The sequence below is a fragment of the Streptomyces sp. NPDC002588 genome (genome assembly GCF_040295925.1).
Lineage (GTDB): Bacteria > Actinomycetota > Actinomycetes > Streptomycetales > Streptomycetaceae > Streptomyces.
In genome coordinates, this window is the sequence record NZ_JBEOWF010000007.1 from 248,337 (window position 1) to 273,259 (window position 24,923).

A 24,923-nucleotide genomic window follows, 5' to 3' on the forward strand; every position below is an offset into this window, starting at 1 on the left:
CCACGACTTTGTGAAATCCTTCACCCGCCCCCTTGGCCCGGCGCCGCGATTCATGCTGAGATGCGGCCACGACTCACTCAAAGCTCGATGGCGCGCTCGGGGAGGGCAACGTGGCGTACACCGCCATGTCTGGTACCGGAACGACCGCGGACGACGATCCCCTCCAGACCGCGGTGTGGCGGCTGCGCTCGCGGGCCTGCTGGGTCGACGCCGCGGCCCTGCTGCCGGCGGACACCGCGGCGGGCACGATCCAGCGGGCCGCGCTGCTCGTGGAGCGGTGTCTGTACACGGAGCAGGGCTGGCAGGACGCCGAGGACGCGCTGCGCACGGCGGAGGCGCTGGCCCACAGCGACGAGGAACGGGGCGCGGCCGCCTGTGAACGGGGATATCTCGCGTACGCGGCGACCGTGCACGCGGTGCGCGACCGGGTCGACGAGGCGCGGGCCGCGCTCGGCCGGGCGGCGGCGCTGATTCCGCCGGACGCGGCGGGGCGGGCGCTGCTGGACTTCCGCCGCGGGCTGCTCGCGGAGAACATCGCCCGCTCCCCGCAGGCCGCGCGGGCCGCGTACCGGCGCGCCCACACGGCCGCGGCGGACCACTCGGACGCGTTGCTGCTGTCGTTCACCTGGCGGCATCTCGCCGGACTGGCGCTGCGCGACGGGGAGATGGCGGAGGCGCGGCACGGCTTCGCCGAATCCCTGCGGATCCGGGAGGAGTTGGGCTACCTGGTGGGGACGGCCCCGGCGCTGGCCTCGCTGGCGGACGCCGAGGTCGATCCGGAGGCCTCCAGGCTGCGGGAGGAGGCCCGGCGGCTGTTCCGGCTCCTCGGCGGCGTACCGACCTGGCTGGCCCGCCAGTTGGCCCCGCCGGCCCCGCCGGCCGCGACGGCGTAGCACCGGCCGGGCGGCCGGGCGGCCGGGCGGGTCAGCCGGTGCGGGTGAGGTGCTCGCGCACCAGGGCCTGTACGACGTCCGGCTCGCCCGTGGTCAGGGCTTCCAGCAGGGCCATGTGCTGCCTCGCGTCGGCGACGAGGTCGGCGCGTCCCCGGGCGGAGGCGGGGCCGCCGACCAGCGGCCACTGGGCGCGCCGGTGCAGGTCCTCGGCTATGCCGAGCAGCTGGTCGTTGCCGGAGAGCGCCAGTACGGCGCGGTGGAAGACGCGGTCGGCCTCGGCGTACGTCGCCCGGCAGCCGGCGTCGGCGGCCCGGACCGTCGCCTCCGCGAGCGGCCACAGGTCCGCCCAGCGGTCGGCCGGGACCGTGCGGGCGAGCCGCATCATGACCGGGACCTCGATCAGCGCGCGCACCTCGGAGAGTTCGGCGAGTTCGCGCGCGCCCCGCACGACGACCCGGAAGCCCCGGTTGGGCACGACCTCGACGGCGCCCTCCAGGGCGAGCTGCTGCATCGCCTCGCGCACCGGTGTCGCCGACACCCCGAACCGGTCTCCGAGGACCGGCGCCGAGTAGACCTCGCCCGGCCGCAGTTCGCCGGAGACCAGCGCGGTGCGCAGCGCGTCGAGGATCTGACCGCGCACGGAGGCCCGCTGAACGACGGGACGAGGGTGCGGGATCGGGGTCTCGCTGTGCGTGTGTTCCCCGCGCGCCGCACCCTGCGGCCCGCACCGCACCCGGTCCGGGGCGGCGGCGGGCTCGGCGGCGGGCGCCCGCTGCTGGGCCGGCACCCGCGCCCGGGCGGGGTCCTCCAGCGGAGTCCCGGTCCCGGCGGAGCCCTGCGTGCCCTGCTTCACGGGTCCTCCTGGCGGACGTGTCGGTACTTGGGGAGATTACGGCGGGTTGTTACTCGCCCGTCAAGCACCTTAGGCGTACTGGCCGTCAGTTCAAATCCCGGCCATAATCAGTAAGGTTAGGCTTACCTTTGATCACGCCCCTTTTCTCACTCCCGGAACGGTGGTCCCGGTATGCCCTCTGCCCCGTCGGTCACAGCGGCCGCCTACGCCCGCCTCACCGAGGTGTTCCCGGACCTGACCGTCACAGAGCTGGCGCCCGGCAGTCCGCCGCCCGCCGGCGGCGGCTGGGTCACGGCGGCCGGGCTCGCGGCCGGCGGAGCCGCCCTGGACACCTTCCTGGCCTGGGACGATGCCCAGGTCGTCCAGGACTACGGGCAGCGGGCGCGCCCGGACGTCACGGCGAGCTTCGGACTGCACCGGTACGCCTGGCCGGCCTGCCTGCTGATCACCGTGCCCTGGTTCCTGCACCGCAGGGTGCCGCGCTACCCCGTGACCCATGTCTCGTACGACCGCACGGGTGGCCGCATGCGGATGGCCGTACGGCCCCCGGTCTCGTTCGCGTGTCTGCCGGGGGACCCCGCGGCGGAGCTGCCCGGAGCGCGGGTGGTGCCGGACGAGGAGGCGCTGCGCGCCGAGGTGCGGGCGGCGGTGGCCGAGCACCACGAGCCGGTGCTCGCCGGCTTCGGACCGCGGGCGCGGCGCCGCGGACGGGCACTGTGGGGCATGGTGACGGACGAGATCGTGGAGGGACTCTGGTACGTCGCCCACCTGTTCGGCGACGGCGAGCAGGAGCGCGCGCGGCACGAGCTGGAGTTGCTGCTGCCCGGCGCGACGAAGCCGTACGTCGGCTCGGCCGCCTTCCGCGAACTGACCGGCCCCGGCGGCGAGTCGCTGCCCACCCGGGACCGGGCGAGCTGCTGCATGTTCTACACCGTGCGCCCCGAGGACACCTGCGCCACCTGCCCGCGCACCTGCGACGCCGACCGGATCGGCAAGCTCACGGCGGCCGCGGCCGGTTGAGGCCCCCTCAGGCACCCCCGGTGACCGGGGGTCGACGGGCGTCCCGTAGGATCACCCGCACGAGACCGCCGTTACGCTCGCCCATGGTTACGGTTACTTCACAAATTCCTCACTCGTCGCGGGAACTTTCCGTGGAACCACCCGTACGGGTAGTCTTATTCGAACTCAACTCCCGCCCCTCAAGCGGCAGTTCGAGCAGAACGTCGCCCTGGGCATTCCCTTGCACTTCCTTGGCGGCCTCTTGCCCCGAAACCCCCTGAGGGACGATGGGATTGGGCCACTATGGCGGGCGTTACGCCCTATCCCAATGCAAGGGACCCCAGATGAGATTGACCGACATATCGCTGAACTGGCTGCTTCCGGGCGGCGTACTCCTCCTGGGCATGCTGGCGGCGGTTGCGGTGCTGGCGCGCGGCAAGCGCCCCTCGGGGAAGGACACGAGCGGCGACGACTCGTGGGAGCGCAGCGAGGAGCGCCGCAGGCGCAAGGAGGCCATATACGGCACCGCCTCCTATGTTCTGCTGTTCTGCTGCGCGGCCGTCGCCGCCGCGCTCTCCTTCCACGGCCTGGTCGGCTTCGGCGAACAGAACCTCGGCCTGACCGGCGGCTGGGAGTACCTGGTGCCGTTCGGTCTGGACGGCGCGGCGATGTTCTGCTCCGTCCTCGCCGTGCGCGAGGCCAGCCACGGTGACGCGGCGCTCGGCTCCCGGATACTCGTGTGGACGTTCGCCGGCGCCGCCGCCTGGTTCAACTGGGTGCACGCGCCCAGGGGCCTCGGCCACGACGGCGCCCCGCAGTTCTTCTCCGGCATGTCGCTCTCCGCGGCGGTGCTGTTCGACCGGGCCCTGAAGCAGACCCGCCGCGCCGCGCTGCGCGAGCAGGGCCTGGTGCCCCGTCCGCTGCCGCAGATCCGCGTGGTGCGCTGGATGCGGGCTCCGCGTGAGACCTACAAGGCCTGGTCGCTGATGCTGCTGGAGAACGTGCGCAGCCTGGACGAGGCCGTCGAGGAGGTCCGCGACGACAAGGTCCGCAAGGAAGAGGCCAAGCTGCGCCGCCGCGAGGAGCAGCGTCTGGAGCGGGCCCAGCTGAAGGCGATCAGCCGGGGCCACGGCCGCTGGCCGGGCCGCGGTGGCGGCGGTGGCGGCGGGCGTCAGCTGGAGCCGGGCCAGACGGCGGCGCTGGAGCCCGCCGGTGCCGCGGTCTCCGCGGAGCCTGCCATAGCCAGCGCGGCGGAACAGCTCCCCGTGCGCCAGCGGCCCTCCCTGCAGCCCGTGCGCCAGGGTTCCGACGCGTCGATGACGGTCGACCTCACCGCCGAGGACGACACCATGGCCCTGCCGCGCCTGGACTCCCTGGAGCGCAAGCTCAAGGACCTGGAGCAGCAGTTCGGCTGACGGCCGGTCAGCAGCCGCAGCACCACGGGAACACCGAGGAACATCACGGGAAGGGGGCGCGACCTCGACGGGTCGCGCCCCCTTCCCGTTTGCTGTTTCCCGTGTCGCCGGCGCCCCGGTCAGGCGGCTTCGGCGTCCAGTTCGAACCAGACGACCTTCCCGGCGCCCAGCACCCGCACCCCCCACGCGTCCGCCAGGGACTGCACCAGGACCAGGCCCCGGCCGTTCGTGCTGTCGTCGGCGGCCGGCGCACACGGCCGCGGACGGCGGGGCACCGAGTCCCGCACCTCCACCCTGAGTCCGGACGACGACACCGTCGCCGTCAGGACCGCGTCGTCGTCGGTGTGCACGAGCGCGTTGGTGACGAGTTCGCTGGTGAGCAGTTCCGCCGTCTCCGAGCGGCCGGGCCTGCCCCAGCCCCGCAGCAGTTCGCGCAGCGCCCGGCGTGCCTCGGGCACCGCCCGCAGGTCCGCCCTCCCTAGTCTGCGGCTGAGCTGGGCGTCGACGGTGTCGTCCCCTTCCGCGGTGTCCGTGTGCCGCTGTGCAACCGAGGTGCTCGCGATCGCCGTCGGACCGCCGCCTCGTGCCTGCCTCTTCATGACCCCCGCCCGCGTGCCGATGTCGGTTCCCCTCCTGCTCGAACACGTTCACGGGGATCCTTGCCCGGTGGGCACCGCGCCAGTCATGTCGAATCGCCGACGCCCGGGTGTTCGGCCATGTTCGACGGGACGTGCGGGGCGCTCCCGGGGGCGCATCCCGCCCGGGCGGCGCCCGGCGGCCCGCCCGGGCGGCGCCGCGTCCGCCGCCCGGTGCCCACCACGGGTGGCACCGGGCCGTACGAGGCGCCCGGGCCACCGGTGACGGGCCCCGTTCGCGGCCGAGAACGGTGCGGTACGGCGGCGTGAGGCCCACGGGAGGGGCGTGCGCCCGCGCAACCGCAACAACCGGCGAAGTTGGCCGGAATGCACCGCCCTGACGGTCTCTCAGCTCCCTTCGGCCCCCGTGTCACCGATCGGGAACCGGCCCGGTCTCACTTCAGGTGCCGGTCCAGGAAGCGGCACCCGTCCTCCAGCTCGAACCACGGGGTGCCGGTGTGCCCGCCCGGATTGGCGTGCAGTGTCTTCTCCTTGCTGCCGAAGGCGTCGAACAGGTCCAGGGCCCGTTGCCGGGGGTTCCCCTCGTCGTCCCACTGCAGCAGGAACAGCAGCGGAATGGTGACCTGCCGGGCCTCCTCGCGCTGGGCACGGGGCACGTACCCCCCGGCGAAGAAGCCGGCGGCCACGATGCGCGGCTCGACCACCGCCAGCCGGATGCCGAGAGCGGTCCACCCCCCGGAGTACCCGACCGGGCCGCCGATCCCGGGCAGTGAGAGGAGGGCGTCCAGAGTGGTCCGCCATTCCGGGACCGCGTTCTCTACCAGCGGGCCGACGAGGGACTCGAAGATCTCGTCGACCGGCTCACCCGCCTGCATGGCCCGCCGGAGGTCGGCTCGGGCCTGCTCGTCGGCGGCGGAACGGGGCCGGTCACCGCACCCGGGGGCGTCGATGGAGGCCACCGCGTAGCCGCGCGCCGCGGTGTACCGGGCCCGGGCCACCAGCCGGGGTTCCGCCTTGGGCAGGCCGTTGTTGTGGGCCATCAGGACCAGCGGGGCCGGTGCGGCGGATTCAGGTGTCCACAGGGTGCCGGGGATCTCGCCGAGGGTGAATTCGCGTTCGAGGACGCCGTCGTCGAGGCGCTGCTCGGAAGTGAATCGCATGGTCGTGCCTTTCGGGAGGGCTCGTGAACGGCGCTCCCGGACGACCTATCGCCCGACCGTGACCCCGGAGGGGAGCACCCATGTCGATACTGCGTTCACGGGTACCACCTCCTCGTTCTCTCGCACGGCCTGCCGGAAGCTAGCAGTGGTTCGCCGTGGTCCGCCAACGGTTTTTCGCGCAGGCCTCGTGGTGTCGCCGCTCACGCCTCCCAGACGGCCGCCGCCGTACGGTCGTCGCTGTAGCCCTTGACCCTCACCTGGGTGTCGGCGAGGAACGCGGCGAGACCGGGCGGGGCGGGGTCCGACCAGCGGGTGGTGAGGTGGGCGGCGAGTTCCGGTTCGCCGCGCAGGGGGTCGGCGAAGCCGCCCGTGCACATCAGGAGGGTGTCACCCGGGCGGGCCACGGAGGCCCGGAAGCGGAAGGGCTCGCGGGGCGGCTCGGGGGGCGGGTCGTAGGGGCTCGGCGGGGTGGGGATGCCGAAGTCCATGGTGAGCCGGTCCCCCTCGGGGGTCTCGGCGGGCAGCGACCCGAAGCCGACCACCGGCTCCCCGGTGACATCCGCCGCCCGCGGCTCGATGTCCTGCCACTCCCCGCCCCGCAGCCGGAACAGCCCGCCGGGGCCGACGCCGAAGAACACGCGGGTACGGCAGTCGGGGTCGGCGGGCAGCAGGAGGCAGCGCAGGGTGGCCGTGTACTCGTCGGGGTCCAGGCCCTGTTCGGCGGCGCCGGCCCGCAGACGGCCGAGGGTGCGGTCGGTGAGGCGGTGCAGACCGGACTTCAGATCGCCGCGCCGGCCGGCCTTCATGTCCTCGGCGAGCCGGACGTGACTGCGGCCCACGGCCCGGCCGATCCACCGGCACGCCTCGGCGGCGGCCCGGTGCGCACCCGGCGTGGCGCGCGCGCCGGTCGCCATGGCCACCAGCACGAGCGCCTGTTCGCCGGTGCCGAAGCGGGCGGTGAGCAGGGAGTCGCGGCGTGGTTCGCCCCGGTACCGCGCGGAGTCCCCCCGCACGGACACGGCCCGCAGCGCACAGGCCCCGTAGCGGGCCCCGTCCAGCACCGTGTCGGCCACCAGATCGTCCAGCCCGTCCGGATCGGCGGCGGGGAGCGCGGTGGGCTCGGCGTCGTAGGTGGGCGGCCGCGACCCGACGTAGTCCCGGGAGGTTGCGTCGCGCAGGGCGGGAAGGTCGAGGGCGGTGGGGGTGGGAGCGGCCGGGCCGGCGGCAGCGGGGCGGCCCGGCGCCGGGGAGGCGGCCGGCCTCCTGGGTTTCGGGGCGGGGCCGGGAGGGGTGGCCTGGTGCGCGAAGCCCGGCGGGAGGGGGCCCGGCGGAAAGGTGGTGGGCGCGGACGGTGTGGCGGGCGGGGGTTCCCAGGGCGCGCGGGGAGGCGCCGGGGAGCGCGGGACGGCCGGCGTTCCCGGGTCGGCGCCCGGCGGCCGCGCGGGGACCGGCGGGTGGCTGGGGACCGGCGGGCGGCCGGGAACAGGCGGGTGGACGGGCGCGGGCGGACGGTCGGGGACGGCCGGACGGTCGGGGACGGCCGGACGGTCAGGGACGGCCGGACGGTCGGGGGGCGGTGAGAGTTCCGGTGCCGGGGACGGTGCGGGGGCCGGGCCTGAGCCGGGGCGGGGGGCCGGCGGGTCCTCCCGTATCCACCAGTCGGCCGGTTCCTCCTGCACGGCGGCTCGTTCCGCCCGCGGCGCGGGCACGGTGTCCCCCGCTCCGGCCCCCGCGGAGCGCACCGCGCCGGACGCCGAGGCGAAGCGGTCGTCGAGGGAGTCCGCGGTGGGTGCGGGGCCCGTGTCGGTGGTGGAGTCGTCGTACAACTGCCCCCACCAGTCGTCCTCGGGACCGGTGGGCGTTCCCCCCTGCTGGCTCATGCCCCTAATTGTCCACCGCACGGGCCGGATGAAAACGGCGCATCCGGAAATGCGCCATCGCCGAACTCATATACGACAACCATACGGCGACGATCGCCGGGGCGATCACGATGGCGTGCCGCGGCGGGTTTACCCCGCGACTCGTCCCTCGCCCGCGCTGACCTGCGCTTTCCTCCTGACTCGGGCAGGCTGGGCAGATGGGAGCGTGGGAACTCCTGCTGGTCGGACTGGTGATCCTGCTCGGCCTGTGCGGAGTGCTGGTGCCCGGGGTGCCGGGCTCGTGGCTGGTGTGGGCCGCGGTCCTGTGGTGGGCGCTGAAGGATCCGCAGCCGGTCGCCTGGTGGGTGCTGGTGGGTGCCACGCTCGCGCTGTTCCTGAGCCAGGTGGTGCGCTGGGCCCTGCCGCCCCGTCGGCTGCGCGAGAGCGGCGCGACCCCCCGCATGGCGGTGTACGCGGGGAGCGGCGCGCTGATCGGCTTCTTCCTGCTGCCCGTGCTCGGCGCGATCCCCGGCTTCATGGCCGGCGTCTACCTCTCCGAGCGGCTGCGGCTGGGCCGCCACGGCGAGGCCCGCGCGGCCCTGCGCACGGCCATGCGCTCGGGCGGCTCGAGCGTCCTGGCGGAGCTGTTCACCTGCCTGCTGATCACGGGAGCGTGGCTGGGCGCCGTCCTGTGGGGCTGACCGCGGACCCCCGTGCTAGGCGGCGCGGCGGAACAGGGCCGTCCAGAGGAAGGACTCGCCGAAGTGCGGGGACTCGGGGCCCTGCTCGCGCATGGCGCGCAGTTCGATCTCGGTCAGGCCGGAGAAGATCCGGCGCAGGGACTCGGGGGTGTAGGCGAGGCCGCCCTGGAGGCGCGAGTGGCGGTAGAAGGCCTCGTCGGGGAGGTCGGAACCCGTCCGCCCGGACGCGAAGCAGGTGAGGGCGAAGTGCCCGCCGGGAGCCAGGGCCCGGTCGAGCAGGGCGAGGTGGCTGATGCGGCGGTGCGGGGGCAGGTGGTGGAAGCAGCCGGAGTCGTAGATCAGGTCGTACGGGCCGCCCGGTGCCGCGGCAGTGGGGGCGAAGGCGTCGCCGCAGTGGAAGCGGATCTCCGCACCCGCCTCGCGGGCCCGGTCCTCGGCCCAGGCGACGGCCGTCGGGGAGAGGTCGACGGCGTCCACCTCGAACCCCCGGGAGGCGAGGTGGAGGGCGTTGCGGCCCGGTCCGCAGCCCAGGTCGAGCGCACGGCCCGGCGCGATCAGGCCGCGGTCGAGATACGACACCAGGTTCTCGTCCGGCTTGGCCACGAAGAACGGCACCGGTCTCGAGCGGTCCGCGTAGAAGCCGTCCCACCAGGCGGCCCCGCCGGCGGTCCACCGGTCGGCGTCCGGCGCGAACAGCCCGTCCAGCAGTGTCAACACGTCGTCCACCGTGCGTATGTGACGATCCATCGCTTTCCCCCTGCTCCCTCCGGCGATGGGGAGAACCTAGGGGCGGACGGCTCGAAAGGCCAGTTCAGGGCAGGTGCGGGGAGGTCACCGGCGACCGTCTGACGGACGCCGGGAGGGGGCCCTGCCGGTCTTCTCCGGCCCTGTCCCCCACCGGTCCCGAAGGCCCCCCGTACGGCCGTCAGGAGGGCGTCTCCCGCGGCGCCGACGGCACTTTTCTCACCATCGCGCCACCCCCTCCAGTTCCAGGAGGCGGATCTTGCGGTCCAGGCCGCCCGCGTACCCCGTCAGGGTGCCGTCGGCGCCGATCACACGGTGGCAGGGGCGCACGATCAGCAGCGGGTTGGCGCCGATCGCCCCGCCGACGGCCCGTACGGCCGCGCGGGAGGCCCCGACGCGGGCGGCGATCTCGCCGTACGTCGTGGTCGAGCCGTAGGGGACGGTGTCGAGGGCCGCCCAGACCCGCTCCCGGAACTCCGTGCCCTCGGCACGCAGCGGAAGGCGGAACTCCTTCAGTTCGGCGGCGAAGTACGCGGCGAGCTGCTCCTCGGTCTCCCGGAAGGGCCCCGGATCGGGCCGGCGGCCGTCCTGGACGATGTGCCCGCCCTTCTGCCCGGGCACGGTGAGGGAGGTCAGCGCGCCGTCGGGGTCGGCGGTCAGGAACAGGGGGCCGAGCGGGCTGTCGACGCTAGTCCAGTACATGGGTTTCCTCCGCTGCGCACAGGTGGTGATGGGCGTACGTCCGCCAGGGACGCCAGGTCTCGGGGACGGAAGGGGTGCCGGGGAGCGCGACGTCGGGGTCGCCGAGGGCGCGCGCCCGGATCGCGGCGACCGTGCGGGCGGACAGACCGGGGACGGCGAGCAGGGCGGCCCGCGCCTCCTCGCGGTCGGCGCCCGGGTCGAGCCGTACGGTGCCGTCCGCGAGGGCGACGGCGAGCGGGCCGACGGCCTCCGCCAGGGCGGCCGGTTCCGGGAAGAGGTGGGTGAGGGTGCCGGAGGGCGCGTCCAGGGCCTTGCCGTGGGCCTGCACCAGACGTGCGGCCTCCGCCCGGCCGACCAGGGCCCGTACGGCGTACTCCTCGGGGTCGGCGGCGCCCGGCGCGCGCAGTCCGGGCCGGGCGGCCACCAGCGGGGCGAGCCTCGGGTCGGCGCCGAGCCGCTCGTCCACGGCGTACGGGTCGGAGTCGAGGTCGAACAGTCTGCGCAGCCGCTGCACCGCGGTGGTGAGGTCGCGCGGGTCGGTCAGGCGCAGCCGGGCGTCGAGCCAGCCGCCGGGGTGGAGGGCGCGGGCGCGGCCCAGGTCGCCGGGCCGTTCGCCGACGGCGACGATCCCGGTGCCGTGGGGGAGGCGGAGCGTACGGCGGTACGTCCGTGCGCCCGCCGGGCCGCTCACCTCCTCCACCCCGGCCACGGCCTCGCGTTCCAGCAGGTCGAAGACGTAGGCCGCGTGGTAGGGGCCGCGGTGGGCGAGTCGCAGCGGGATCCCGGCGACCGGGGTGCCGACGCGGCGGGAGGTGCGCGCGGCGGCCGCCCGCAGCCCGGTCGGGGTGGCCGCGTACACGGCGCGGATCGTGTCGTTGAACTGGCGCACGCTGGCGAAGCCGGCCGCGAACGCGATGTCGGTGACCGGCAGGCCGGTGGTCAGGAGGAGGACCCGGGCGGTGTGGGCGCGCTGCGCGCGGGCGAGGGCGACCGGCCCCGCGCCGAGCTCCGCGGTCAGCTGGCGCTGCACCTGGCGGGCGCTGTAGCCGAGCCGTTCGGCGAGGCCTGCGACGCCCTCCCGGTCGACGACCCCGTCGCCGATCAGCCGCATGGCGCGGCCCACGACGTCGGCGCGGGCGTTCCAGTCGGCGGAGCCGGGCACGGCGTCCGGGCGGCACCGCCGGCAGGCCCGGAACCCGGAGCCCTGCGCGGCGGCGGCCGTCGGGAAGAACCGCACGTTGTGCCGTTTCGGTGTGACGGCGGGGCAGCTGGGCCGGCAGTAGATGCCGGTCGTCTCGACGGCGAAGAAGAACGCGCCGTCGAAACGGGCGTCCCGGCTGCGCACCGCCTCGTAGCGCGTGTCGTACGCCGTGTCGTAGCGGGTTTCCTGGTCCGTCATGGGTTCCAGTGTTCGCCCGCGACGGGGGTCCTGCTAGCGGAAATCGGACATGGCGCTGCTACCGGGGAGGCGCGGGCCGCCACGGCCCCCGGCCCCGCTTGGCCTCGTGGGCCGCCCGGCCCTCGGCCCCCTTGCGTTTCCAGTCCCGGCGGATGTCGGCCCGGGCCCGGGCGTCGGACTTGGCGACGATCCACTGGTTCTCCCGGACGAGCTTGCGGTAGCTCTCCAGCCGGCGCACGGGCAGGTCCCCGTCGTCGACGGCGGCGAGCACCGCGCACCCCGGTTCGGACTCGTGCGCGCAGTCGTGGAACCGGCAGTCCCGGGCGATCTCCTCGATCTCGGAGAAGACCTGTCCGACGCCGCCGCCCGCGTCCCACAGGCCGACCCCGCGCAGCCCGGGGGTGTCGATGAGGACGCCCCCGCCGGGCCTCGGCAGCAGGTTGCGGGTGGTGGTCGTGTGCCGCCCCTTGCCGTCCATGTCGCGGGTGGCCCGGACGTCCATCACGTCCGCGCCGACCAGCGCGTTGGCGAGTGTGGACTTGCCCGCGCCGGACGCGCCGAGCAGCACGGACGTGCCCCGCCCGAGGAGCCCGGCGAGCTCCTCGACGCCCACGCCGTCGCGGGCGCAGACGGTGCGGACCGGGACGCCGGGCGCGGTCGTCTCCACGTCCTCGACGAGGTGCGCGAGCGTCACCGGGTCGGGCACGAGGTCGGCCTTGGTGAGCACGACCACGGGCTGGGCGCCGGACTCCCAGGCCAGGGCGAGGAAGCGTTCGACGCGGCCGAGGTCGAGTTCGACGGCCAGCGAGACCGCGACCACGGCGTGGTCGACGTTGGCGGCGAGGATCTGCCCCTCGGACCGCTTGGAGGAGGTGGAGCGGACGAAGGCGGTACGGCGCGGCAGCAGGGTCCGCACGTACCGCGGGTCGGCGCCGTCGGGGTCGAGGGCGACGAAGTCCCCGGTGCAGACGACCTTCATCGGGTCGCGGGGGACGACGAACTCGGTGTCGGCGCGCACGGTGCCCGCCGGGGTGACGACATCGCACAGGCCGCGGTCGACCCGGACGACGCGGCCGGGCAGCAGCCCCCGCTCGGCGTGGGGTGCGAACTCGGCTTCCCAGCCGTCGTCCCAGCCGTAGTCGGCGAACGGACGGGCGGGAAGAGGAGAGGAGGAGAAAGACAAGGGGAACCCTTCACAGGGGTGGCCCCGGCGGCGCGCTCGCGGGCGCGCGGAAAGGTGTCGAGGTGTCAGCCGGTGGCCACGGAGGTGGAGTGGACGATCGTCTGGCTGCGGCGAGCAGCACCGGTCTCGGCGACAGTCATCGGTCACACCTCCTCATCGGGACCCGGATCCAGGTCGACGGAATGGACCCTAGAGGTACCCCGGCCCGCGGCGCCATCGAATTACGGCGACCCCGGTCTTCCCGTTCTCCGTCAGCCCTGCACGGCCACCAGCAGCGGCGTGCCGTCCGGAAGATCGAGGTGGACCTCGGCGTGCTCCCCGGCCGTGGCCGGCGCTCCGTCGACCCGTATGTCACGGGAGTGCGCGAAGCGTCCGGGCAGCCGCAGCCGCGCCGGCACGAGGTCCCCGGTGCCCCGCCCCTCCCTCAGGACCCGGATGTCCAGAGCGTTCTCCCGCGCCCGCACGTCGAGGCTGACGCGGCCGAAACGGGTGGGCGTGCTCTCGACCCGGATCGCGGCGCGGGAGAGGTCGCCGTGGGTGCCGCGCTCGCCGACGCGGCCGGCGTCGGGGCGGGCGAGGACACCGGATCGGGGCTTGCGAACATCCGTCGGCGGGTCGAGGCGCACGACGGCACGCCGGCCCTGACGAGCCCCGCGGCGCGGGGTGTCAGGGCTGTCGGGCTGTCAGGGGCCCTCGCACGTCCGCCCGTTGAGGGTGAATCCGGCGGGTGCCGGGTTCTTGTCGTCCCACGAGGCGAGGAAGCCGAAGGTGAGGGTGCCGTTCGCGGCGACGGAGCGGTTGTAGTCGGCGGCGGTCGCGGTGACCCGGGTGCCCTGCTGGGCGACGCTCGCGTCCCACATCTGGTCGACGTGCTGCCCGTCCTGGAAGGACCAGGCGACCCGCCAGGAGTCCAGGGCGGTGGCGCTGGTGACCGTCACGGTGGCCTGGAAGCCGTCGGGCCACTGGTTGACGAGGTCGTACGCGACCGTGCAGGCGGCCCCGCCGCCCGGCTCGCCCGCGGCGGCGGTGGACGAGGAGGTGCCCTGCGGTTCGGGGTCGGACTTCTCGTCGCCGGTGGAGCCGCCGGTGCCCGTCGTACCGCTGTCCGACGGTGCCGGGGAGCCGGCGGACGGCCGGGCGGAGGCCGAGGGCGTACCGGACGCCGGGAACGAGCCGGGGCCCGCGACCGGGCTGCTGTCCGTGGGGCCGCCCTGCGCGCCGGTGTCCATGTCACCGTCGCCGAACGGCATCAGCGACGCGGCTAGCGCCGCCCCGGAGACCAGCACGGCGGCGAGGAGCAGCCCGCCGCGCCGCAGCCGGGCGCTGCTCGCTGCGGCCCGTTCCGCCTCGCGCTCCGGGTCCGGCGCGTCCGGACGCCCGGCGCCGAGGCGGACCTCGGCGGCCCGGCGGCGGCGCTCCAGGTAGGCGAGCCCGCCCCAGCCGACGACCCCGCCCGCGAGGGCGGCCGGCAGTCCGCCGCCGTGCAGCCTGAGACAGGCCGCGGCCTCGGCGCACTCCACGCAGGTGGCCAGGTGCCGGGAGAGGTCGTCGGGGGTCTCGGCGCCGGGTGAGCGGGTGACGGCGTCGAGCAGCCGGACGTAGGAGCGGCACTCGGCGCTCATCGGCGTGTCGAGGTGGTTGCGGTGGCACCGGTCCCGGAACAGGCCGCGGACCTGGTTGAGTTCCTCGACTGAGGTGTCCGGGTCCAGTCCCTGGCGGCGCACGACGGAGCGCAGCGGCAGTGCCTCCACCTCCGCGAGCCACAGCAGGGTGGCGTCCGCCTCGCCCATGTCGCGCAGGCCGCGCAGGGCGATGGGGCGGCTCAGCGGCGGGCCGGTGTAGCGCCAGGCCTTGTCCGAGTTGAGCCACAGGCGCAGGTCGGGGTCGAGTTTGTGGCCCTGTCCCTCGGCCTCCCAGGCGGCCGCCGTGTTGCGTACCGCGGTCAGCAGCAGGGGGATCCGGGGCAGCCGCGACGAGCGGCGGCCCGCGCCGCGAGCGGTACCGTCCTCGGCGGCGCGGGCCTCGTATATGCCGAGCGCGAACGCCTCGCGGGCCAGCTGGTTGGCCGCGGTCGAGCCGGAGGTGCACAGATCCGCGTACGAAAGGACGGCGTCCCAGCACTCGGAGAACAGTGCGGCCTCCGCGGCGTCCTTCGGTGTCGGCAGGTCGGGCATGGGTCTCCTGCATCCAAATGCGAGGTCAACTCACCATGAGGGCAAAGGAGTTGGGGGGAACCTCGCGGCAGGCACCGAGGATTTCACGTTTCTCACACAACTGACAAGCGCCCTGTTCAGATGTCATGTAAGGACGTCCGGACAGATTGCCGCACCCACTCCTGTGCCCTGTGGTACGGACGCGGAGCGCGTTTTCACTCAACTCCGGCCCGGAGAGTGAGAAAAACCTTCCGGGAACCCTTCCGAGCCGGTCGCCGACGCGGGCACCGTGCGGGGACTATACGGCCGCCGTCTCCTGTGCCGGAAGACTGTCCATGAACGAACTCACGGAGAACACCGCACGGCCGGGACCGGGCGGGCCGTAGCCGGGGGGCGAGGAGAGGCCGAACTCGTCCATCGTGGCCCGGTAGGCCTCGAGCAGACGGATGTGGTACTCCAGCGGCGCGCCCTGCGGGTTGGCCTTGCCGAGCGGGGTGGTGGGCTCCGGGCACCAGGTGGTGAAGCGGGGCGTGATGCCCTGGGACATGAAGAAGCGCAGTCCCTCGGTGGTCGAGGCGATCGCCTCGTCGACGGTGGTGAAGCCGAACGGCTCGGCCATCTCCACTCCCGCCACGAAGTTGGGGATGACGTTGCGCGCGCCGAAGACCTCGGCGGAGTCCAGGATCCGCCTGTGCCACTCGTCGCGGCCGACGTAGCGCTCCTTGCCCGGGCAGTACAGCTCGAACAGCCGCCGGTCCCACACCTCGTAGTTGGGGTGGTAGATCTGCACGCCGTAGTCCTTGAACCGCTGCACGTCGTCGCGCGGCAGCGCCTGGGCCACGACCTTGCCGATCCAGCGGCCCGGGAAGCGCTCCTCGATCGCCTTGGCGTAATGGCCGTAGAAGTCGGCCTCGTCGCGCCCGGCGACGGTCTTGGTGATCGCTCCGCCGGTCAGGGTGTAGGCGGTGGACACCTTCGCGGTGTCGTACCGGTCGATGATCTCCAGGGCTTCGAGGACCTCCTCGACGTCCTTGACTCCTGTGTACGGTCGACCGGCGGCCTTGTGCTGACGCCAGTTGTGGTTGATGTCGCAGTACTGGCACTCCTCCTTGGCGCCGAAGTACTGGCAGACCCGGAAGACGGTCAGGTAGATCAGGTAGCCCCACTGGATGGTCGGGGCCACCTCCATCACGGACTTCCCGTTGGACAGCGTGTGCCGGTAGTACTCGGGCATCGGCGGCACGCCGACGTCCGCGATGCGCGTGCCGTCGAGGTAGAGCCCGAGGAGCCCCTCGTCGTCGGCCGCCACCCGGTAGGGCGAGGCGGGATTCACCCGCACGGACACGACCGTGCGCCGCAGGCCGTAGGGCCCGCCGGTGAGGATGATCTCCTCCGGTGGGCGGCGCAGCGCGGCCTCGCCGAGCTCGGGCAGGGTGCCGTGGTCGAAGGAGAAGATGAAGTACGACTTCGGCTTGACCTCGCCCGACTCGTTGTCGCTGAGGGCGGAGGGGTCGAAGGCCACTCCCCCGCGCAGCAGGTCCTCCTTGAAGACGGCCTCCCGCGGAACATGCGGAAACCGCTCCATCAGATCCTCGACCAGCGCGGTACGGCTGCCCATCCCGATCTCTCCTCCCGGCTCAGACGTACGACTCCTCACGGTATGCCCCCGCGGGCACGGGGGTGGGGGCGGGGGGCCTCGTGTTGCGGGCAGGGTAGGTTCGACCAGGGAATTCCGGGTTCTCGATCTCTTCGGGATGGGGTGGCGGGCGTATGGGCGAGGCAGTGACGGACGGGGTGGAGCCGGGCGGGTATGCGGCAGGCGGGGATGTGGCGGCCGGGGCGGCGGGCGGGGCGTGGCGCAATTGGGCGGGCAACATCGTCTTCGCCGCCGGCGAGCGGCGCCGCCCGGCCTCGCCGGACGCGCTGCGCGCGCTGGTCGCGGGCGCCGGGCGGGTACGGGTGCTGGGCAGCGGGCACTCCTTCAACCGGATCGCCGAGCCGGGCGCGGACGGCGTGCTGCTGTCGCTGGACGCGCTGCCCGCCGAGGTGGAGGTGGACTCGGCGGCCCGGACCGTGCGGGTCGGCGGCGGGGTCCGGTACGCGGAGCTGGCCCGGCGGGTGCACGCGCACGGGCTCGCGCTGCCGAACATGGCGTCCCTGCCGCACATCTCCGTGGCCGGCTCGGTGGCCACCGGCACCCACGGGTCGGGGGTGGGCAACGGCTCGCTCGCCTCGGCCGTGCGCGAGGTCGAACTCGTCACCGCGGACGGTTCGACCGTCGTCATCGGGCGGGACGATCCCCGGTTCGGCGGGGCCGTGACCTCGCTGGGCGCGCTCGGCGTGGTCACCTCGCTCACCCTGGACCTGGAGCCTGGCTACGAGGTCGAACAGCACCTGTTCACCGAACTCCCCCTGGAGGGGCTGGACTTCGAATCGGTGGCGGGGGCCGCGTACAGCGTGAGCCTGTTCACGGACTGGGGTGCGCCCGGATTCCGGCAGGTATGGCTGAAGCGGCGCACCGACCAGCCGCTCGCCGGCTTCCCGTGGGCGGCGCCCGCCACCGAGGCGCTGCATCCGGTCCCGGGGATGCCGGCCGTCAACTGCACCGAGCAGTTCGGGGTGCCGGGACCGTGGCACGAGCGGCTGCCGCACTTCCGCGCGGAGTTCACGCCGAGCAGCGGGGAGGAGCTGCAGAGCGAGTACCTGCTGCCTCGGTCGACGGCAGTCGACATGCTGTATGCGATCGACGGGATCCGGGAGACGGTCGCCCGTGTCCTGCAGACCTGCGAGGTGCGGACCGTCGCCGCCGACGAGCAGTGGCTGAGCCCGGCCCACGGCCGGGACACGGTGGCGGTGCATTTCACCTGGATCGCGGACACCGAGGCCGTGCTGCCGGTGGTGCGGGCGGTGGAGGCCGCACTGGAGCCGTTCTCGCCGCGGCCGCACTGGGGGAAGGTGTTCGAGACGCCGGCCGGCGTGATCCGTGGCCGGTATCCCCGCATGGACGACTTCGCGGAGCTGGCACGGGAGCTGGACCCCGCCGGGAAGTTCTCCAACGCCTTCGTCCGGGACGTCCTGGGCACCTGAACGGGCCACGCCCGGCCGGAGTGTCACCCGACTTAATAAAGCCCCTTTCCTAACCCCTTGTCGAACGTCGTGCCACGCCATAGCCTGTCGCCGCGCCGGTGCCGTCGCCGTCACCGGTGCCGGGTGGCGAAGGGAGTCCGATGAAGCGCGGCACATCACGTGACATCCGCACCGCGAACCGTTACGAGGTGCTGCGCCAGATCATCGCTGCCTCGCCCACCTCCCGGCAGGAGCTGGCGGCCGCCACCGGACTCTCCCTCGCGACCGTCGCCACCCTCGTCGGCGAGCTGCTCGACCTCCGCATGATCACGGAGGTCGGGTTCGAGGACTCGGCGGGCGGCCGCCCCCGGGGCCTCGTGGCCGTCAACGCGTCGGGGGGCGCGTTGATCGGCGTCGACATCGCGGAGACGTACGTCCATGTCGAGCTGTTCGACCTGGCGCTGAACGTGCTGGCCCGCGCCGAGGAGGACATGCGTCCCGGCGAGAACCGCCCGGAGCAGGTGGTGGGCCATGTCACCGCGGCCGTCGGCTCCGCGGTCGCGCAGGCCGGGGTGGAGGGCGCCCGGGTCCTCGGCGTCGGGGTGAGCGTGCCGGGGCAGGTGGACCGGGACACGGGCATCTCCGAGTACGCGCCCAACTGGGACTGGCACGACGTGCCGTTGCTCGACCTGCTCTCCGAACACATCGCGTATCCCCTGTACTTGGACAATCCGCTGCGGGCCGGCGCGGTCGCCGAGCTGTGGTTCGGGGCGGCGCGCGGGCACGGGGACGCGGTCGTGGTCAACCTCGGGACGGGCGTCGGCGCCGGACTCGTCCTCGGCGGCGGACTGCACCGGGGGGTCAGCAACAGCGCCGGCGAGTGGGGGCACACGACGCTCGTGCTCGACGGGCGGCTGTGCCGCTGCGGCAACCACGGCTGCGTGGAAGCCTATGTCGGCGCGCCCGGCATCATGCAGAACCTGCGTGAACTCAGCGCGGAAAGTCCTCTGTTGCACGCCGAGGACCAGACCTCGACCATCGACGCGCTGGCGGCCGCGATCGCCGCGAAGGACCCGGTGGCGGTCAAGGTACTGCAGGACACCGCCCGTTACCTCGGCGCCGGCATCGCCAACCTGGTCAACGTGCTCAACCCGGAGGTGGTCGTCCTGAGCAGCTGGGTCGCCGCCCGGCTCGGCGAACCCCTTCTCGAGGAGGTGCGGGTGGCCATCGCCCGGCACGCGCTGAAACGGCCGCTGGCCGCCAACCGGATCGTCCTCTCCCCGATCCCCACCGACCCGGCGTGTCTGGGTGCGGCGACGTTCGCGCTGGAAGGGGCGCTGCAGTCCGTCGGGCAGCGGAGCACCAAACGCACGATCGCAGCGAGGAGCCGTACCGCACCGCAGTCGTGAACCGGCGAACCGCATCGCCTCACGGCGATGGAAGGGACGCACTGGTGACGCGCACCGACCGGCCCGCCCCCTCGGCGGCCGCCATCACCCTCACGGGGGTGCCGTTACGGCGCCCCGCGCCCTTACGGGGGCGCCGGCCGCCGTTCGCCGGTGAGCCGGCGGACGGTTCGTCAGCGAGGCCGTTCGGTACGGGCGGGTGACCGCCCCCTGAGCGAGGGCCGCCGGATCCTGACCCGGCGGCCCTCTTCACCCTGCCCGCGGCCATCCCGGGCGCACTCCGCCGACGTCTCCCGGCTCCCCCGCGGGCCCCCGCGCAACTCGCCTTCTGTGCGCCCGCGTTACCCAGCCACAGCCGCTCTACACCCGCCCCCGCAACCGCTTCCGTTCGCCATCCCGAACGGATCACAACGCTTCGAACAGGCTTCGTCCAACCCCTTGCCGAAGCCTTAGCCGAAGGTTAACGTCCCGCTCCGCGACAGGAATCGAGCCACCTGACGCCGATCCACCGAGCCGTAGCCGCACTTCGAGACAAGGACGTCATCCATGTCGGCAATGAGCAACAGCAACTTCTCCCGCCGCTCTCTCTTCCGGGCCGCCGCGGGCATGGCGGCGGCCGGCACACTCGCCGCCTGCGGCGGCAACAACGGCAGAGGAAGCGGCGGTTCCGGCACGCACCTCGCCCAGTACTTCCACGCCTACGGCGAGGAAGGAACCGAGCAGGCCATCAAGCGCTATGCGAAGGCGTACGACGACGCGAACGTGACCACGCAGTGGATCACCGCCGCCGACTTCGAGAACAAGCTGTTCGCGACACTGCTCACCGACAACGCGCCCGACCTGTTCGAGTTCCACCCGCAGATCCAGATGGTCAAGAGCGGGCAGGTGGCGGACCTGACCGACATCATCGACCCGGTCAAGGACGACTTCAACCCGGCCGACATCGCCTCGCACACGGTCGACGGGAAGATCTACGGCGTCCGCATGATCGACGACCCGCAGTTCTTCTTCTACCGGCCGTCGCTGCTGGAGAAGGCCGGAGTGAAGGTTCCGGAGACCCTCGACGAGCTGATCGAGGCCGCCGCCAAGCTCACCACCGGCAAGGTCAAGGGCCTGTACCTCGGCAACGACCTGCACGCGGTCATCAACCCGATGATCTGGTCGGCCGGCGCGGACACCCTCGACGACAAGAACCAGATCGCCTACCACACGGACGGCGTCGTCGACGGAATCAAGAAGATGCGCAAGCTGTTCACCAGCGGCGACCTTCTCCTCGGCGCCCCGACCGACTACTGGGACCCCTCCGCGCTCAACCAGGGCCTGTGCGCGATCCAGTTCTGCGGGATGTGGGCGATGCCCCAGTTCCAGAAGACGCTCGGCGACGACATCGGGATCTTCCCCTTCCCGAAGACGACCGGCTCCGGCAAGCAGTCCGTCTACAACGGCGGTTGGTCGATGTTCGTCAACGCCAAGGGCAAGAACGTCGACGCGGCCAAGGAGTACGTCAAGTGGCTGTGGATCGAGCAGAAGAAGTACCAGGAGGACTGGGCCACCTCCTACGGCTTCCACATCCCGCCCCGCACCTCCATCGCCCAGTCCGCCACCAAGCTGAAGTCGGGTCTGCCCGCCGAAGGTGTCAAGCTCTTCAACGAGTTCGGGCACTTCGACAACATCGGCTGGACCCAGGCCATGATCACCGCGCTGGAGGACGTCTTCGCCAACAGCGTCCGCAAGGGCGGTGACCCGGAGGCCTCCCTCGACAAGGCGGACACGGCCGTGAACCGTGAGCTCAAGAAGCTCTTCGGATAGGCCGGCGGGCGGACCACGACATGTCGACGACCACCAAGCTCGACCTCGCGAGCCCCGCCCCGGCGAAGGCCTCCCCGGCCAAGTCGCGGCGGGGGCTGCGGGGCAGCAGCACCTTCAACTTCTGGCTCTTCTGCGGACCGTTCCTCGTCGGACTGCTGATCTTCATCTACGTGCCCATCGGCTGGAGCATCTGGCTCAGCTTCTTCGACGCCCGCTTCACCGTCACGCCGGACAAGTTCATCGGCTTCGACAACTACTCGTACATGCTGACGAACGACGACTTCGTCGGTTCACTCGGCACCTTCACCGTGTTCGCCGCCTTCATCGTCCCCACCACCTGGGCGGTGTCGCTGGGCCTCGCCCTGCTGGTGAACCGGCTGCGGTTCATGCGGGCGTTCTTCCGCTCGGTCTTCTTCCTGCCGACCGCCTGCTCCTACGTCGCTGCCGCGCTGATCTGGAAGATGTCCATCTTCAACGGGGTCCGCTTCGGCCTCGCGAACACGGTCCTCGCCTGGTTCGGGATCGACAACATCGCCTGGCTGATCACCCCGGACCCGCCCTGGTACTGGCTGGTCATCGTCACCGCACGGCTGTGGCTGCAGTCCGGCTTCTACATGATCCTCTTCCTGGCGGCGCTGCAGAACATCCCCGGGGAGCTGTACGAGGCCGCCGCCATCGACGGCGCCAAGCCGGGCTGGCAGACCTTCCGGTACATCACGCTGCCCCAGCTGCGGGCCACCTCGACCGCGGTGATCCTGCTGCTGCTCATCGCCGCCTACCAGGCGTTCGACGAGTTCTACAACCTGCTGTCCAAGACGACCTGGGGCCGCCCGCCCCTCGTCGAGCTCTACTACACCGCCCTGGGTGAGAACCAGGACTACGGCGCCGGCAGCGCGGGCGCCGTCATCCTGACCGTCCTCATCTGTGTCGTCACCCTGTTCCAGGGCAAGATCATGGGCTTCGGAAGGGGGGAGGAGTCCAAGTGACCACCACAACGCCCGAGATACCCGAGACCAGGTCCCGCCGCGGCCGCGGCGTGATGAGCAGCACCGGCCTCTACCTCGCCACCGGTGTCGCCGCCCTCCTCTTCCTGATCCCGTTCTACCTGCTGGTCCGCAACGCCCTCTCCACCGACGCCGACATCACCGGGGAGCACTGGAAGTTCTTCCCGACGCACCTGGAATGGGGCAACGTCGGCGACGTCTGGAACGACACGTCGGTGCCGTTCGCGCGGTCGATGTGGAACTCCGCGGTCGTCGCCGTCCTGCACACCACCGGCGTCCTGCTGGTGTGCTCCCTCGCGGGGTACGCCCTGGCCCGCATCCCGTACCGGCACGCGAACAAGATCTTCTATGCCGTCCTGGGGACCCTGATGGTCCCGACCGCCGTCACCTTCGTGCCCAGCTTCGTGCTGGTCTCGTCGCTCGGCTGGGTGGACAGTTACCGAGGTCTCATCATTCCGGGCCTGTTCAGTGGTTTCACCTGCTTCCTCTTCCGGCAGTACTTCCTGGGGTTCCCCAAGGAGCTGGAGGAGGCGGCACGCGTGGACGGGCTCGGCTACTGGGGCGCGTACTGGCGCGTCGTGGTGCCCAACTCGCTGAACTTCTTCGCGGCGATCGCGACCATCACCTTCATCAACGGCTGGAACTCCTTCCTGTGGCCACTGGTCATCGGACAGGACCCGAACGCGTGGACCGTACAGGTGGCGCTCTCCAACTACACCACCGCGCAGACCGTCGTGTTCCACCAGATCTTCATGGCGACCGCCATCTCCATCCTGCCCCTGCTGTTCGTGTTCCTCTTCCTCCAGCGCTGGCTGGTGCAGGGGATCGCCCAGACCGGAATCAAGGGCTGACCTCTTCCTCTTCCTGCCCACTTCCTCTCACCACCTGGAGACAGATGTCCTTCCGCACCACCGGTACCACCTCCACGGACATCGGCTACGTCGAGGACGTCTCACCGGGCGTCGGGGCGCTTGCGCCCCGCGCCTGGTACCCGTCCTCGGACGCGAAGTCGCTTTCGCTGAACGGCATGTGGCGGCTGCGTCTGTCACCGACCGCGGACGCCGAGGACGACTCGTTCGCCGCGGAGGCGTACGACGCCGGTGACTGGGCCGAGGTCACCGTCCCCGGCCACTGGGTCCTGCAGGGCGACGGCGCCTTCGGCTCGCCGGTCTACACCAACCACCTCTACCCCTTCCCGGTCGACCCGCCCCGCGTCCCGACCGAGAACCCGACCGGTGACCATCTGCGGGTCTTCGACCTGCCCGCGGACTGGCCCGGCCGGTCGGAGGGCGGCGCCGTACTGCGCTTCGACGGTGTCGAGTCCTGCGCCCGGGTGTGGCTGAACGGCACGGAGCTCGGCGAGTTCAAGGGCTCGCGGCTGGCGCACGAGTTCGCGGTCGGCGATCTGCTGAAGACCGTGGGCAATGTACTGGCGGTCCGTGTCCACCAGTGGTCGGCGGGCTCCTACCTGGAGGACCAGGACCAGTGGTGGCTGCCGGGCATCTTCCGTGACGTGACCCTGCTGCACCGGCCGGCGAACGCCGTGGGCGACTTCTTCGTGCACGCCTCCTACGACCATGTCACGGGCGAGGGCACCCTGCGCGTCGACTCCGACGTCGACGGGCGGGTGTCCGTGCCCGCGCTCGACATCGATGTCGCGACCGGGGAGACCGTCACGGTCCCCGTCCGGCCGTGGACCGCGGAGACCCCGGAGCTGTACGACGGTGTCCTCACGACCGAGGGTGAGCGGGTGCCGTTGCGCATCGGCTTCCGCACGGTGGAGCTGGCCGACGGGCTGATCAAGGTGAACGGCCGACCGGTGCTCTTCAAGGGCGTCAACCGGCACGAGTGGCATCCGGAGCGGGGCCGCGCCCTGGACCTGGAGACGATGCGCGAGGACGTGCTGCTGATGAAGCGGCACAACGTCAACGCCGTCCGCACCTCGCACTACCCGCCGCACCCGGCCTTCCTCGACCTGTGCGACGAGTACGGCCTGTGGGTGATCGACGAATGCGACCTGGAGACCCACGGCTTCGTCGAGCAGGACTGGCGGGACAACCCCGTCGACGACGACCGCTGGACCCCGGCCCTGCTCGACCGGGCCGCCCGCATGGTCGAGCGGGACAAGAACCACCCCTCGGTGGTGATCTGGTCCCTCGGCAACGAGGCCGGTACCGGACGCGGCCTGACCGCGATGGCGGAGTGGATCCACGCCCGCGACTCCTCCCGCCTCGTGCACTACGAGGGCGACTGGAACTGCCGTGACACGGACCTCTATTCACGGATGTACGCCGACCACGCGGAGGTCGACCGGATCGGCCGCCGGCTGGACGGCGGCACCCTGCGCCGTCGCGAACTCCCCTTCATCCTCTGCGAGTACGCACACGCCATGGGCAACGGGCCCGGCGGACTCGCCGACTACCAGCGGATCTTCGAAGCGCACGACAGGGTGCAGGGCGGCTTCGTCTGGGAGTGGATCGACCACGGCGTCCGCCACCCGGAGCTCGGCTACGCCTACGGCGGGGACTTCGGCGAGGAACTGCACGACGGGAACTTCGTCTGCGACGGCCTGGTTCTCCCCGACCGCACCCCCTCCCCCGGCCTGGTCGAGTTCAAGAAGGTGATCGAGCCGGTCGGCATCGAGGGCTCCGGCGGCGGCACCGTCCGCGTCACCAACAAGCAGGACTTCGCGGACCTGTCTGCACTGGCGTTCGCCTGGACGTTCGAGGCCGACGGCGAGACGGTCGCCTCGGGAGGCCTCGCGGTGCCCGCGCTCGGGGCGGGCGGGTCGGCGGAGGTGAAGCTGCCGCCGCCCCCGGCGGACCTGCCGGCCGGCGTGGAGACGGGCTGGACGGTGCGGGCCGTGCTCGCCGAGGACACCCTGTGGGCGCCCGCCGGTCATGTGGTGGCCTGGGGGCAGGTGCCGGTCGCGCCGCGGCCCCGGCCGGGCCGGGCCGCCGCCGCCCGACCCGAGTCCGACG

21 protein-coding genes are annotated in these 24,923 nt (G+C 72.6%); 10 read left to right on the forward strand and 11 right to left on the reverse strand.

Features of this window, described 5'->3' with window-relative positions; genetic code table 11:
- Window positions 1-110 precede the first annotated feature (110 nt).
- A complete protein-coding gene (locus ABT057_RS10590) occupies window positions 111-893 on the forward strand; it encodes a hypothetical protein (protein WP_352342119.1) in 783 nt (260 codons plus the stop codon).
- 31 nt (window positions 894-924) lie between these two features.
- On the opposite strand, the gene ABT057_RS10595 is transcribed toward ABT057_RS10590, so the two are convergent.
- On the reverse strand, window positions 925-1,746 hold the full coding sequence (locus tag ABT057_RS10595) for a GntR family transcriptional regulator (RefSeq protein WP_352342121.1): 822 nt from the start codon (window positions 1,744-1,746) through the stop codon (window positions 925-927).
- Between the two features lie 171 nt (window positions 1,747-1,917).
- Between ABT057_RS10595 and ABT057_RS10600 the strand changes: the two genes are divergently transcribed.
- Together ABT057_RS10600 and ABT057_RS10605 are read left to right on the forward strand one after the other, a co-directional pair.
- Window positions 1,918-2,766 (forward strand): (2Fe-2S)-binding protein, encoded by an 849-nt coding sequence (locus ABT057_RS10600; protein ID WP_352342122.1) that lies wholly within the window; start codon window positions 1,918-1,920, stop codon window positions 2,764-2,766.
- 323 nt (window positions 2,767-3,089) lie between these two features.
- The gene (locus tag ABT057_RS10605) at window positions 3,090-4,160 is read left to right on the forward strand and encodes a DUF2637 domain-containing protein (protein WP_352342123.1); all 1,071 of its coding nucleotides are present in this window, start codon (window positions 3,090-3,092) and stop codon (window positions 4,158-4,160) included.
- 119 nt (window positions 4,161-4,279) lie between these two features.
- Here ABT057_RS10605 and ABT057_RS10610 read toward each other — a convergent pair whose 3' ends face one another.
- The 3 genes from ABT057_RS10610 to ABT057_RS10620 form a co-directional block, all read right to left on the reverse strand.
- Complete coding sequence (locus ABT057_RS10610; protein ID WP_352342124.1) at window positions 4,280-4,759, reverse strand: ATP-binding protein; 480 nt, start codon at window positions 4,757-4,759, stop codon at window positions 4,280-4,282.
- Window positions 4,760-5,190: 431 nt separating this feature from the next.
- On the reverse strand, window positions 5,191-5,916 hold the full coding sequence (locus tag ABT057_RS10615) for a dienelactone hydrolase family protein (protein ID WP_352342126.1): 726 nt from the start codon (window positions 5,914-5,916) through the stop codon (window positions 5,191-5,193).
- 200 nt (window positions 5,917-6,116) lie between these two features.
- Window positions 6,117-7,796, reverse strand: a complete 1,680-nt coding sequence (locus tag ABT057_RS10620; protein ID WP_352342128.1) for a protein phosphatase 2C domain-containing protein — start codon at window positions 7,794-7,796, stop codon at window positions 6,117-6,119.
- 197 nt (window positions 7,797-7,993) lie between these two features.
- Here ABT057_RS10620 and ABT057_RS10625 point away from each other — a divergent pair, with 197 nt between their 5' ends.
- The gene (locus ABT057_RS10625; protein WP_352342130.1) at window positions 7,994-8,476 is read left to right on the forward strand and encodes a DUF456 domain-containing protein; all 483 of its coding nucleotides are present in this window, start codon (window positions 7,994-7,996) and stop codon (window positions 8,474-8,476) included.
- A gap of 15 nt (window positions 8,477-8,491) precedes the next feature.
- Here the strand turns inward: ABT057_RS10625 and ABT057_RS10630 are convergent, their stop codons facing one another.
- The 7 genes from ABT057_RS10630 to ABT057_RS10660 all read right to left on the reverse strand — a co-directional run bounded on the left by ABT057_RS10630 (window position 8,492) and on the right by ABT057_RS10660 (window position 16,275).
- Window positions 8,492-9,223, reverse strand: a complete 732-nt coding sequence (locus ABT057_RS10630; protein WP_352342131.1) for a class I SAM-dependent methyltransferase — start codon at window positions 9,221-9,223, stop codon at window positions 8,492-8,494.
- A gap of 216 nt (window positions 9,224-9,439) precedes the next feature.
- Complete coding sequence (locus ABT057_RS10635) at window positions 9,440-9,922, reverse strand: methylated-DNA--[protein]-cysteine S-methyltransferase (RefSeq protein ID WP_352342133.1); 483 nt, start codon at window positions 9,920-9,922, stop codon at window positions 9,440-9,442.
- Window positions 9,909-11,321 carry a bifunctional transcriptional activator/DNA repair enzyme AdaA gene (locus ABT057_RS10640; RefSeq protein ID WP_352342134.1) on the reverse strand — a complete coding sequence of 471 codons (1,413 nt, stop codon included), beginning with the start codon at window positions 11,319-11,321 and terminating at the stop codon, window positions 9,909-9,911. The genes ABT057_RS10635 and ABT057_RS10640 overlap by 14 nt, the downstream gene beginning before the upstream one ends.
- Window positions 11,322-11,379: 58 nt before the next feature.
- Window positions 11,380-12,504, reverse strand: coding sequence for a ribosome small subunit-dependent GTPase A (rsgA, locus tag ABT057_RS10645; RefSeq protein WP_352342135.1), 1,125 nt, complete (start codon window positions 12,502-12,504; stop codon window positions 11,380-11,382).
- Window positions 12,505-12,755: 251 nt separating this feature from the next.
- Window positions 12,756-13,130, reverse strand: a complete 375-nt coding sequence (locus tag ABT057_RS10650) for a hypothetical protein (protein WP_352342137.1) — start codon at window positions 13,128-13,130, stop codon at window positions 12,756-12,758.
- A gap of 57 nt (window positions 13,131-13,187) precedes the next feature.
- A complete protein-coding gene (locus ABT057_RS10655) occupies window positions 13,188-14,678 on the reverse strand; it encodes a cellulose binding domain-containing protein (RefSeq protein ID WP_352342139.1) in 1,491 nt (496 codons plus the stop codon).
- Window positions 14,679-14,955: 277 nt separating this feature from the next.
- Complete coding sequence (locus ABT057_RS10660; protein WP_352342140.1) at window positions 14,956-16,275, reverse strand: radical SAM protein; 1,320 nt, start codon at window positions 16,273-16,275, stop codon at window positions 14,956-14,958.
- A 152-nt stretch (window positions 16,276-16,427) separates the two neighbouring features.
- On the opposite strand from ABT057_RS10660, the gene ABT057_RS10665 reads away from it, so the two are divergent.
- The 6 genes from ABT057_RS10665 to ABT057_RS10690 form a co-directional block, all read left to right on the forward strand.
- Window positions 16,428-17,744: an FAD-binding protein gene (locus ABT057_RS10665; RefSeq protein WP_352342142.1), complete on the forward strand. Its 1,317-nt coding sequence runs from the start codon at window positions 16,428-16,430 to the stop codon at window positions 17,742-17,744.
- 140 nt (window positions 17,745-17,884) lie between these two features.
- Entirely contained in the window at window positions 17,885-19,132 is a 1,248-nt protein-coding gene (locus ABT057_RS10670) for an ROK family protein (protein WP_352342143.1), read from the forward strand.
- 543 nt (window positions 19,133-19,675) lie between these two features.
- Window positions 19,676-20,938, forward strand: a complete 1,263-nt coding sequence (locus tag ABT057_RS10675) for an ABC transporter substrate-binding protein (protein ID WP_352342145.1) — start codon at window positions 19,676-19,678, stop codon at window positions 20,936-20,938.
- A gap of 20 nt (window positions 20,939-20,958) precedes the next feature.
- The gene (locus ABT057_RS10680) at window positions 20,959-21,924 is read left to right on the forward strand and encodes a carbohydrate ABC transporter permease (protein ID WP_352342147.1); all 966 of its coding nucleotides are present in this window, start codon (window positions 20,959-20,961) and stop codon (window positions 21,922-21,924) included.
- A complete protein-coding gene (locus ABT057_RS10685; protein WP_352342148.1) occupies window positions 21,921-22,793 on the forward strand; it encodes a carbohydrate ABC transporter permease in 873 nt (290 codons plus the stop codon). The genes ABT057_RS10680 and ABT057_RS10685 overlap by 4 nt, the downstream gene beginning before the upstream one ends.
- A gap of 44 nt (window positions 22,794-22,837) precedes the next feature.
- On the forward strand, window positions 22,838-24,923 hold a 2,086-nt coding region (locus tag ABT057_RS10690), incomplete at its 3' end, for a glycoside hydrolase family 2 TIM barrel-domain containing protein (protein ID WP_352342150.1).